Here is an 11,288-nt window from a genome sequence, read left to right on the forward strand (position 1 = left end):
TTGAGGAAGAAGCATGGCATACGATCTGGAAGAACAGGAACAGCTGGACGCACTGAAAGCATGGTGGCATAGCAACGGCAATACCGTATTGTTGGCGGTGGGGGCGCTGTGCGTGGCGTTTGCCGGATTTCAAGGCTGGAAATATTACCAGCACAAGCAGAGGCTGGAGGCGTCAAGCCAATACGAGGCGCTCGCGCAGTTGGATGTCAAGGACATCAAGCAGGTGCGCAGCGTTTCCGGCCAACTGATGGAAAAATATTCGGGCACCCCTTATGCCGCCCGCGCAGCACTGATGGTTGCCCGTGCGAATTATGAAGCGGGTGACGCCAGGAGCGCTCATGCGCAGGTGGAATGGGCATTGGCGCATTCCAGGGAAGAAACGGTCAAATCCATTGCGCAACTGCAATTGGCCGGCTTGCAATTCGAAGAGAAAAAATACGACGACGCGCTGAAAACGCTGGCCGAAAAGCATGACCCTGCCTATGACGGCCTGCTTTCAGACCTCAAGGGCGATATTCTGGCTATCCAAGGCAAATCTGCCGAAGCCAGGAAGGCGTATGCCGAAGCGCTTGCCAGCCTGGACCAGAAAAGCAAATTCCGCAGATATACCGAGCAAAAGCTGGATGCGTTGGGAAGCTGATATGTTCATGCGGATAATCGCTGTACTGATGCTTGCCGTATTGGCGGGATGCAGCAGCATCACCGACCTCAAGACCGATATTTCCGAGCGCATGTTCGGGCCCGACATCAAGGATCAGGCGACCGACCTGAAGGAAATCAGGACCACGGCCGACGTCAAGCTGCTATGGCAGGCCGGGGTGGGCGCTTCCCCGGACTATGACTTCACCCCGGCGGTAGACGACAAAGCCGTCTACGGCGCAAGCCAGGGCGGAGATATCACCCGCCTGGATGTGGCTACCGGTAAACAGGTATGGCGTGTTTCCGCCGGCGAGAAGATCTCCGGCGGGGTGGGGGCGGGCGAAAACCTGGTATTGGTCGGCACGCCCCGGGGCATGGTGCTGGCGTTCGACCAGACGGCCGGCAAGCTGCTGTGGAAGTCCAAGGTGGCGAGCGAGGTGTTGTCGGCTCCACATGTGCTTCAGGGGGTGGTGGTGGTGCGCAGTGGCGACTCGCGTATTTACGGCCTGGATGCAGCTGACGGCAAGCGCAAATGGGTTTATGAACGCGCCACGCCGACGTTATCGCTGCGCAGCAACGCCGGTGTCGTGATCGACGATGGGGGCGCGGCATTCGCCGGGTTTGCCGGCGGCAAGCTGGTGGCGCTTGATGTCGCCAGCGGCAAGGTGATTTGGGAGGCATCGGTAGCCCAACCCAAGGGCGCTACCGAAATCGAGCGTATCGCCGATATCACCAGTTTGCCGGTGGTCGACGGTCGCTTTGTCTATGCCGCAGCTTATCAGGGGCGCGTCGTCGGCATTGAGCGCAGTTCCGGCCACGTCTTATGGAGCCGGGATATTTCCAGCTATACCGGCCTGGCTGCTGACGGTTCCACGATTTACGTCACCCAAAGCAACGGTGCGATCTATGCGCTGGATTATTCCAGCGGCAAGACCTTCTGGCGCCAGGGCGGACTGCAATACCGTCAGGTTTCCGCACCTATCGCACTGGGGCGTTACGCCTTGCTGGGCGATTTCGAAGGCTGGGTGCACCTGCTGTCGCGCGACGACGGCGACTTCGCCGCGCGCATCAAGATCGACGGCAGCGCAGTGATGCCGCAGCCGGTGCCGTTGGGTGGCAGCGCCGCGCTGTTTCAGACCCGCGGCGGCGGGGTGTATGCGGTTGCGCTCAAGTAAATGCTGCCAACCATCGCTCTTGTAGGCCGGCCCAACGTCGGCAAATCCACGCTGTTCAACCGGCTGACCAAGACGCGCGATGCGCTGGTCGCCGATTTTCCCGGATTGACGCGCGATCGCCACTATGGTCGTGGCGTGGTGGGCGACCGGCCTTACCTGGTGATCGATACCGGCGGCTTCGAGCCGGCTGCGGATAGCGGCATTCTGGTCGAAATGGCCAAACAAACCCTGCAGGCGGTGGATGAAGCCGATGCCGTGGTATTCCTGGTCGACGGCCGCCAAGGCATTACCGCACAGGATAAAATCATCGCCGATCGCTTGCGCCGTTCAGGCCGCTCGGTGCTGCTGGCCGTCAACAAGTCCGAAGGCATGAACCGGGCGATCGCCGCGGCGGACTTCTACGAACTGGGTCTGGGCGAGCCGTATGCGATTTCATCGGCACACGGCGAAGGCGTGCGCGACCTGATCAATCTGGCGCTGGCCGATTTTTCGCCCGAGCCGGAAGTCGCCGCAGACGAAGAGCTGCCGCCCAAGATCGCCATCGTCGGCCGGCCCAATGTCGGCAAATCCACGCTGGTGAATGCCTTGTTGGGCGAAGAGCGCGTCATCGCCTTCGACCAGGCCGGCACCACGCGCGATTCCATCCACATTGATTTCGAGCGCGACGGAAGACAATACACGCTGGTGGATACCGCCGGCATTCGCCGCCGCGGCAAGGTGTTCGAGGCAATCGAGAAATTTTCGGTCATCAAGACGCTGCAGGCCATCGAGGATGCCAACGTCGTGGTGCTGGTGCTGGACGCGCAGGACGCGATTACCGAGCAGGACGGCAGCCTGGCTGCTTTCGTGCTGGAAACCGGCCGCGCGCTGGTGGTGGCGGTGAATAAATGGGATGGGCTGAAGGAAGATCAGCGCGACATAGTCAAAAAAGACATCGACCGCAAACTGCACTTTCTCACTTATGCCAAATTTCATTATCTGTCTGCACTCAAGGGCCAGGGCCTGCCGCCTTTGATGAAGTCGGTGGACGCGGCTTATGCCGCAGCCATGGCCAAGCTTTCCACGCCCAAGCTTACGCGCGTGCTGGAGGCCGCCGTCGAGCAGCACCAGCCGCCGGTTTCAGGCGCCATCCGGCCCAAGCTCAGGTATGCCCATCAAGGCGGGAAAAACCCGCCTGTCATCATCATCCACGGCAATCACGTTACCCGCATTCCCGCCAGTTACCGGCGTTATCTCGAAGGTTTTTTCCGTAAATCCTTCGAACTCGCCGGAACGCCGCTGGTCATCCAGTTCAAGCAGGGCAGCAACCCCTATGCCGAGCCGGATAAAGATAAGCCCAAGGCCGGCGAAGGCATCGTTAGCATGCGTAAGCGCAAGGTCGCGCAGCGTGCCGAACTAAAAGCGCGCAAGAACGAAACGCAAGCTAAGCGCTAAGCTACGCATTCCGCACTTATTGCCGCATCGCAGGAACGTTGGTCAGCATCGATAGTTGCCAACCCGGCAGGCGCACATCGACCCCTGTTTGTGACTACAATGTTCGCTATGAATCAAACTGTCGGAATTCTGCTCACTCCGGTCATGGATCGGCATGGCATCTGGGCAGGCGTATGGGTTCGCTGTGGCGCTGATTGTGGCGATGCGATTACAAGCTTTGGCCCGTCCTTGAGCGCAGGGACGGGAGACTTGCGGATTTTTCTAGACGCCCGGAATCAACCGCCGGCAACTTGCCTGGACTCGCTGCCCGCCGGGAAAACCTGGATCGTAAGTGCCGCAAGCAATCAACATCCTTCTCCAGCATTGGCCGGACGCAATTTCCATGCGGCGGTTCATGGTCTGCAGTTTGTTACCGGCATAGAAAACCAGGCCCGGCTCGATGCGGCCAAAGCGGGCGGCGGAGAATGGTTTTGCGGCCACTTTATCGCCCACCCTCCGGCCGCGGCGGGCGTGCGCGATGCGAACCGTGCGGTCTTGCTGAAGCTGCTGGCGCTGGTTGTGCAGGATGCCGACAGCGCCGCAATCGAGCAGGTATTCAAACGCGAGCCGGGACTTTCATTCAATCTGTTCCGGCTGGTCAATTCCGTCTCGATGGGCCTGGGCACCAAAGTCTCCACCTTCAATCAGGCCATCATGGTGTTGGGACGCCGCCAGATGCAGCGCTGGATACAGCTGATGCTCTATACCAGCAACCAGACCCAAGGCGATGCGCCAAATCCGCTGATGCAGCTTGCCGCGATGCGGGCCAAGCTGATGGAATGCCTGGCCCTCGCCGTCGGCTGGGATGCCGCCATGCAGGAGCGTGCCTTCATGGCGGGGATATTTTCCCTGCTGGACAGCCTGCTGGGCATGCCGATGGCTGAAATCGTCAGGATCATTCCATTGCCGGATGATGTCCAATCCGCCTTGCTGGGACACGAGGGCGCATTGAGCGAACTGCTGGCATGGGTGGAGGGAGTGCAGGCCGGCGATAGCGATATTGCACTGCCCTCGTTCATTGGTCTGGACGCGCTGAAACTTGCCGAGTGTCAGCTCGCCGCCCTGCGTTGGGCGGCAGGCGTGGGCCAGGAGATGAATCAGGCATGAATGCCCAAGGCGATCGATCGAGCAGCGTGTTCCCGATGGCGCAGCGTATCCTGATTGCCATTCTTGACGGCGCCGGCAGCGCAATGCATGAAGCGGTAGCGAGCCAGCTCAGCCAGGCGCTGCAGTGTCCGGATGCATTGCCGGTATTGTTTGGCGAACCCAGTCTGCCTTCCGCCAGATGGGCGAGTGCGGTCAGTGCAACGCGCGGCGGCGGAACATATCTTGCGGATGATATGGCAGCCGTGCCATTGCCCGGCACCCATGCTCCGGTCGGCGCATTATGCGTGGCCGGCCGAATTTTTTCGCAGGGCGATCTTGCCTTTCTGGCTGAAATCGCTGCCTTCGTGGCGCCGCTGCTCGAAGCCAGGCTCGCGTTCGCACGCCGCGAACGCGAGCTGGACGTTGCTTCGGATCAGTTGCAGCGCCAGATGCAAATCCTCGACCAGATCGAGGACTCGGTCATCACCATGGATATCATGGGCTACATCACCGGCTGGAACGGCGGCGCGCAGCGTCTGTTCGGCTATTCGGCAAACGAAGCGATCGGTCAGAACATCCTCTTCCTGTATGCCGATGAAGAAGAAGCATCCGGCGACAACGACCCCCTGCTTTCCGGCGAGCGGGAAATGGTGGTGCAGCGCCGCAAGAAATCGGGCGAAATCTTCTGGGCCAGCGTCTCGCTTTCGGTCACGCGCGACAAGGACGGCAATGCCAATGGCTTGATCGGCTATGTACGGGATATCACCGATCGGCTGAGCAGGGAAGAGAGCCTGCGCCTGTACGGGCGTATTTTCGAGAACAGCGGCGAGGGGATACTGGTCACCGACGCCAAGGAAAACATCGTGGCGGTGAACCAGGCTTTCTCCAGTATCACCGGTTTTGCCGCCGGCGAAGTGATAGGCAAGACTCCGCGCATATTGCGTTCTGGCCGCCATGACAAGGGTTTCTTCGAGCAGATGTGGCAGGCGCTGGCAGAACGCGGGCACTGGCAGGGAGAAATCTGGGACCGCCACAAGAACGGTTCCCTTTTCCCCAAGTGGGCGAATCTCAGCGCAGTCAAGAACGACAAGGGCGCCGTCACGCATTACATATCCACTTTTTCCGATATCAGCGAGCGCGTGGCTGCGGAAGAGCGCATCCGCCAGCTGGCCTTCTACGACACTCTGACCGGATTACCCAACCGCGCTACGCTTTACAGCCTGGTGGAACAGGCCTTGAGCATGGGGCGCCGCCACGAGCAATTCGGCGCGCTGATGTTTATCGATCTCGACCGTTTTAAATACGTCAACGATACGCTTGGCCACAGCGCCGGGGACGCGCTGATCCAGCGCGTGGCGACGCGCTTCAAAACCTGCCTGCGGGCGTCCGACGTGGTTGCGCGGCTGGGAGGCGACGAGTTCGTGGTGGCGCTGATCGATATCGCCAAAGTGAGCGATGCGGCTATTGTCGCGCAAAAGATCCAGGCGATTTTCGCTTCGCCTTTCCTTATCGAAGGGCACGAGATTTCCATTTCCGCCAGTATCGGCATCAGCGTTTATCCGACAGACGGCACAACGGTGGAAGATCTGCTCAAGCATGCCGATATCGCAATGTATCGCGCGAAAGATCTCGGCCGCAGCAATTTCCTGTTTTATGCGGACGATATGAACGTGCGCTCGCTGGAGAAGCTGGAGATGGAAAGCAGCCTGCGCCGCGCGCTCGATCGTAACGAATTGCTGCTGTATTACCAGCCGCAGGTGGATATCCATACCGGCAGGATCGTCGGTGCCGAAGTGTTGCTGCGCTGGGAACATCCGGACATCGGCATGGTCTCTCCTGCACACTTCATTCCTATTGCCGAAGAAACCGGCTTGATCGTACCTATCGGCCGCTGGGTGATCGATCAGGCGGTCGCCCAGAACCGGGCCTGGCAGCTGGATGGGATACCGGTGGTCAAGCTGGCCGTGAACCTTTCGGCGCAGCAGTTCCGCCTGCCGCTGGTTGGGGAGATATCCGCCGCATTGACGCGCCATGGATTGTCGAACGATCTGCTGGAACTCGAAATCACCGAAAGCATGGTGATGAATAACATCGAACGCGTCATCGAGATGTTGAACGACCTCGCCAGGCTGGGCATGCAGATTTCGCTGGACGATTTCGGCACCGGCTATTCTTCGCTTTCCTATCTCAAGCGTTTTCCCATCGACAAGCTCAAGGTGGATCAATCTTTCGTGCGCGGCATTCCCAAGGATGCCGATGATATTTCCATTACCCGGGCCATTATTGCGTTGGGCAAGAGCCTCGGCCTCAAAGTGATTGCCGAGGGCGTGGAAACCCAGGAGCAGCTCGACTTTCTGCGCGCGCAAGGCTGCGATGAAATTCAAGGCTATCTGTTCAGCCGTCCGTTGCCGGCGCAAGAGTTTTCCAGGCTGCTGGCCGGCGGACGGCGCATGGAGACCTGATCTGCAACCGAACCAATCAACCGATATTATGAACACGACTTCCACCCCCGATATCTTGCCGGCGCAAGATGGTTCTGCCGCCGGGCTATTTAATCGTACCCCCGCCCTGACCGGTGCCGATGCGGAGCAGAAGAGGCAGGAAATCCGCGATTATTTCCATGCCACCTTCGGCCGCTACGAACTGCTGTTCGAGACCTTGGCCAGCGATCAAGCCTATTTCATCAAGCCGATTTCGCTGCGCCATCCGCTGATTTTTTATCTCGGCCATACCGCAACTTTTTTCATCAACAAATTGATACTGGCCGGGTTGCTCGAGCAGCGCATCAATCCCAGATTCGAATCCATGTTTGCCATAGGCGTGGACGAGATGAGCTGGGACGATCTCAGCGAGGCACACTACGACTGGCCCGGCGTCGATGAGGTAAAGGCTTATCGGGACGAGGTGCGCGCAACGGTGGACCGGATCATCGGCAATATGCCGCTCGCCTTGCCGATAGACTGGGATCATCCTTGGTGGACGATTCTGATGGGCATCGAGCACGAGCGCATCCATCTTGAAACTTCATCGGTACTGATTCGCCAACATGCGCTTGCCTATGTCAGGCCGCATCCCGCCTGGCAGCCGTGCCATATGTCGGCAGCGGCGCCGCAGAACGGGTTGGTCGATATCCCGGCGGGCAATGTGCGCCTGGGCCTGGACAGGGCTGCGCCATATTACGGCTGGGATAACGAATACGGGCGGCATGAAGCGGCGCTGCCGGGGTTCCAGGCCAGTCGCCATCTGGTCAGCAATGGCGAATTCCTGCTTTTTGTCGAAGCCGGCGGCTATCTCGCCGACCAATACTGGGAAGAAGAGGGCAGCGCATGGAAAAGTTTTGCCCGGGCGACAAACCCGACTTTCTGGCTCAAGGGTGAAAGCGCATGGCGCCTGCGGCTGATGACCGAGGTCGTACCGATGCCGTGGAATTGGCCGGTCGAGGTCAATTACCACGAAGCCAAGGCTTTCTGTAACTGGAAGAAAGCGGTGAGCGGCCTGCCGGTACGCCTGCCGACCGAGGACGAGTGGTACCGGCTGTACGATATTGCCGGCTTGGCGGAGGTGCCTGCCGCGCATGCGGCCGACGCCAACCTGCATCTGGATCATTACGCATCGCCATGCCCGGTCGACGTTTTCCGCCACGGCGATCTGTTCGATGTGGCCGGCAACGTCTGGCAATGGACGGAAACGCCGATTTACCCCTTCGACGGCTTTGAAGTGCATCCATACTACGACGACTTCACCACCCCGACGTTCGACGAACGCCATAACCTGATGAAGGGCGGCTCCTGGATTTCCTGCGGCAACGAAGCCTTGCGTAGCGCACGCTATGCCTTTCGCCGCCACTTCTTCCAGCATGCCGGATTCCGCTATGTGGTGGCCGAAGCGCCCGCCGTGCCGGTGGGCTCCATCTATGAAACGGACAAGCTGCTGTCGGAGTACGCCGAATTCCATTACGGCGACGAATACTACGGCGTGCCCAATTTCCCCAAGGCCCTGGCCGAGCTGGCGGTGCAGACCATGGCTGGCAGGCCGGCGCGCAAGGCTTTGGACCTGGGCTGCGCCACCGGCCGCGCCACGTTCGAGCTGGCGCGGCATTTCGACCAGGTCACCGGCATCGACTTTTCCGCGCGCTTCATCGGCCTGGGCGTGCGGTTGGCCGAGCAGGGAACCATACGCTATACGCTGGCCGACGAGGGCGAACTGGTGTCCTACCGCGAGCGCAGGCTGGCCGACATGGGGCTGCGGCAGTGCAGGCACAAGGTCGAGTTTTATCAGGGCGATGCCTGCAATCTCAAGCCGCAGTTCACCGGCTACGACCTGATCCTGGCCGCCAACCTGATCGACCGCCTTTACAGTCCGGCAAAATTTCTGACGGCCATTCATCAACGGCTGACGCCGGGCGGCCTGCTCATGATCGCCTCGCCTTATACCTGGCTTGCGGAGCATACCAAGCGCGAAGAATGGGTCGGCGGCTTCAAGCGGAATGGCGAAAACTTCACCACGCTGGACGGCCTCAAGGCGCTGCTCGGCAGGCATTTCCGGCTGGTGCGCGGGCCGCTGGAGGTGCCGTTCGTGATCCGCGAAACGCGGCGCAAATTCCAGCATACGCTATCGGAAGTGACGCTCTGGGAGCGCGTTGAGTGAGCTTCGATTTCGATCGCGAAATCCCGCGTGACGGTACCGCCAGCGTCAAGCATGACGGCCGCGCATCCTATTTCGGTACTGCCGACATCGCGCCGTTGTGGGTCGCCGATATGGATTTCGCCGCGCCGGAGGCCGTTACCCAGGCGCTCGAGCAACGCGCCGCGCACCCGGTGTACGGCTATACCCTGCATCCCGACAGCCTGTTCGAGGCGCTGACAGGCTGGCTGAAACAACGTCACGGTTGGGAGGTGCGGCGCGAATGGATCATGATGTGCCCAGGCGTGGTGCCTTCGCTGCATGCGGCGGTGATGGCTTTCGCGCAGCCGGGGGAAGGGGTGATCGTCCAGCCTCCGGTTTACTTCCCGTTTTTCTCCTGCGTTACCAATACCGGCCGTAGCCTGGTGCTGAATCCCTTGCGTCCGGAAAACGGGCGCTACACCATCGATCTTGCGCATCTGGAGCAATGTGCCGCAGCAGGGGCGCGTTTGCTGTTGCTGTGCTCTCCGCACAATCCGGTCGGCAGGGTATGGGGTCGGGATGAACTGCAAGGCGTGCTCGCCATAGCGCGCCGCCATAAGCTGATGGTGCTGTCGGACGAGATACATGCCGACCTGATCTATCCCGGCAACCGGCATACCGCCTTGGCAACGCTGGCTGGCGACATGGATTCAGTCATTACCGCTGTCGCGCCCAGCAAAACTTTCAATATCCCGGGCCTGGGGCTGTCTGCGCTGGTGGTGCCGAATGCCGGGCACCGCGCCGCGTTGCACAAGGTATTCGACCTGTTCCACGTCAGCACATCCAATCCCTTCAGTATTGCCGCGTTCGAGGCCGCATACCGCGGAGGCGAGCCATGGCTGGACAGCCTGCTGAACTATCTGGATGCGACCAGGAACGCCGTCAAGAGCTTCCTGCTCGAAAACATTCCTGCGATTCGCCTGATCGAACCGGAAGGCACTTATCTGTTGTGGCTGGATTGTCGCGCGCTGGGAATGGACGATAAGGAACTCAAGCGTTTTTTCGTGTATCAGAGCAAAGTAGGGATGAATCCCGGCACGGTTTTCGGCGCGGGCGGCAATGGCTTCATGCGCATGAATATCGGCACGCCGCGCCACATCGTAATGCAGGCGTTGCAGCGTATCGGGCAGGCGCTGGCATCGAGATGAATTGGAGATATGGTTATGGACAAGATTGTGAAAACCAGCGAAGAATGGCGTAAGCAGTTATCGCCGGAATCGTTCGAAATAACGCGTCAATGCAGCACTGAACCACCATTCAGCGGCAAATACTGGGATTTGCACGACAAGGGAATGTATCGTTGCATCTGTTGCGGAGAAGCGCTGTTCGACTCGGAGGCCAAGTTCGATTCCGGCACCGGCTGGCCCAGTTTCTGGCAACCGGTGGCGGAAGAGCATATCGAGGAGACCCGCGATCTCAGTTGCGGCATGGTGCGCACCGAAATTTCCTGCAGACGCTGCGGCGCTCACCTGGGGCATGTGTTCGAGGATGGCCCGCAACCGACGGGCCTGCGCTACTGCCTGAATTCCGCCGCGCTACGGTTTGAACCCGGAAGCTAGGGCGTGTTCATACTAATTTCACGACTGCATTGCCAAGAGAATGCGATGGATGCAAGGCGCGAGGCGCAGCGAATGGTCGTTCCATTCGCTAGCCTTGCAACGCCGCAGACGCGCATTATCTTGGCAACCCCTTTAGGTTTTCTTTGTTATCACGGGGACGGGGGCGATTTGGGCGCCCTCCTTTGTCGCAAGCCGCGTGAAGTGGCTTGCAATTCGGCGCGTCTTGCTTCGCGGATGGCATCCCAAATCGCCCCCGTCGCAGACGCGAAATTAGTATGAACACGCCCTAGAGATGCCTATGCGCTGGAACATCCCCAACTCGTTAACCATGCTGCGCATCGTGCTGATTCCCATCTTTGTCGGCTTGTTCTATCTGCCGGCGGGTACGCTGACCGCGCATGAAAGCAATCTTTTCGCCACGCTGGTGTTCGCGCTGGCGGCGGTGACCGACTGGCTGGACGGCTATCTGGCGCGCCGCCTCAACCAGACCTCGGCGTTCGGCGCTTTTCTCGACCCGGTCGCGGATAAGCTGATGGTGGCTGCCGCGCTGATCGTACTGGTCGAGTTCGCACGTGTCGGCGCCATCGTTGCATTGATCATCATCGGACGCGAAATCGCGATCTCGGCGTTAAGGGAGTGGATGGCCGGCGTAGGCTCCGGCTCCAGCGTCGCAGTGGCGGCGATTGGCAAG

The 11,288-nt window shown here is 59.9% G+C and carries 9 protein-coding genes; all 9 read left to right on the forward strand.

The genetic code is table 11. The annotated features are described in order from the left end of the window. Nucleotides 1–13: 13 nt before the first annotated feature. Nucleotides 14–640 (forward strand): tetratricopeptide repeat protein, encoded by a 627-nt coding sequence (locus VGK14_RS06220; protein ID WP_331508083.1) that lies wholly within the window; start codon nucleotides 14–16, stop codon nucleotides 638–640. 7 nt (nucleotides 641–647) lie between these two features. Next, nucleotides 648–1,814: an outer membrane protein assembly factor BamB gene (gene bamB, locus VGK14_RS06225; RefSeq protein ID WP_331508084.1), complete on the forward strand. Its 1,167-nt coding sequence runs from the start codon at nucleotides 648–650 to the stop codon at nucleotides 1,812–1,814. After that, nucleotides 1,815–3,248: a ribosome biogenesis GTPase Der gene (gene der, locus VGK14_RS06230; protein ID WP_331508085.1), complete on the forward strand. Its 1,434-nt coding sequence runs from the start codon at nucleotides 1,815–1,817 to the stop codon at nucleotides 3,246–3,248. It begins immediately after the preceding gene. Between the two features lie 363 nt (nucleotides 3,249–3,611). Continuing rightward, on the forward strand, nucleotides 3,612–4,394 hold the full coding sequence (locus VGK14_RS06235; protein WP_331508086.1) for an EAL and HDOD domain-containing protein: 783 nt from the start codon (nucleotides 3,612–3,614) through the stop codon (nucleotides 4,392–4,394). Next, complete coding sequence (locus tag VGK14_RS06240; protein ID WP_331508087.1) at nucleotides 4,391–6,835, forward strand: putative bifunctional diguanylate cyclase/phosphodiesterase; 2,445 nt, start codon at nucleotides 4,391–4,393, stop codon at nucleotides 6,833–6,835. Before VGK14_RS06235 ends, VGK14_RS06240 begins: the two co-directional genes overlap by 4 nt. A gap of 28 nt (nucleotides 6,836–6,863) precedes the next feature. Then, nucleotides 6,864–9,020: a 5-histidylcysteine sulfoxide synthase gene (ovoA, locus tag VGK14_RS06245; protein ID WP_331508088.1), complete on the forward strand. Its 2,157-nt coding sequence runs from the start codon at nucleotides 6,864–6,866 to the stop codon at nucleotides 9,018–9,020. Further along, nucleotides 9,017–10,186 (forward strand): PatB family C-S lyase, encoded by a 1,170-nt coding sequence (locus VGK14_RS06250; RefSeq protein WP_331508089.1) that lies wholly within the window; start codon nucleotides 9,017–9,019, stop codon nucleotides 10,184–10,186. The genes ovoA and VGK14_RS06250 overlap by 4 nt, the downstream gene beginning before the upstream one ends. A 15-nt stretch (nucleotides 10,187–10,201) precedes the next feature. Continuing rightward, nucleotides 10,202–10,597 carry a peptide-methionine (R)-S-oxide reductase MsrB gene (gene msrB / locus VGK14_RS06255; protein ID WP_331508090.1) on the forward strand — a complete coding sequence of 132 codons (396 nt, stop codon included), beginning with the start codon at nucleotides 10,202–10,204 and terminating at the stop codon, nucleotides 10,595–10,597. Between the two features lie 298 nt (nucleotides 10,598–10,895). Then, nucleotides 10,896–11,288: CDP-diacylglycerol--glycerol-3-phosphate 3-phosphatidyltransferase (gene pgsA / locus VGK14_RS06260; protein ID WP_331508091.1), on the forward strand; the 393-nt coding region annotated here is incomplete at its 3' end.

The organism is Novimethylophilus sp., from assembly GCF_036504375.1.
GTDB lineage: Bacteria > Pseudomonadota > Gammaproteobacteria > Burkholderiales > Methylophilaceae > Novimethylophilus.

Bases quoted from the DNA above. Each gene is read 5' to 3' on its own strand.
- VGK14_RS06220 (WP_331508083.1), top strand. From the start codon at position 14: ATGGCATACGATCTGGAAGAACAGGAACAGCTGGACGCACTGAAAGCA.
- bamB (WP_331508084.1), top strand. From the start codon at position 648: ATGCGGATAATCGCTGTACTGATGCTTGCCGTATTGGCGGGATGCAGC.
- der (WP_331508085.1), top strand. From the start codon at position 1,815: ATGCTGCCAACCATCGCTCTTGTAGGCCGGCCCAACGTCGGCAAATCC.
- VGK14_RS06240 (WP_331508087.1), top strand. From the start codon at position 4,391: ATGAATGCCCAAGGCGATCGATCGAGCAGCGTGTTCCCGATGGCGCAG.
- ovoA (WP_331508088.1), top strand. From the start codon at position 6,864: ATGAACACGACTTCCACCCCCGATATCTTGCCGGCGCAAGATGGTTCT.
- msrB (WP_331508090.1), top strand. From the start codon at position 10,202: ATGGACAAGATTGTGAAAACCAGCGAAGAATGGCGTAAGCAGTTATCG.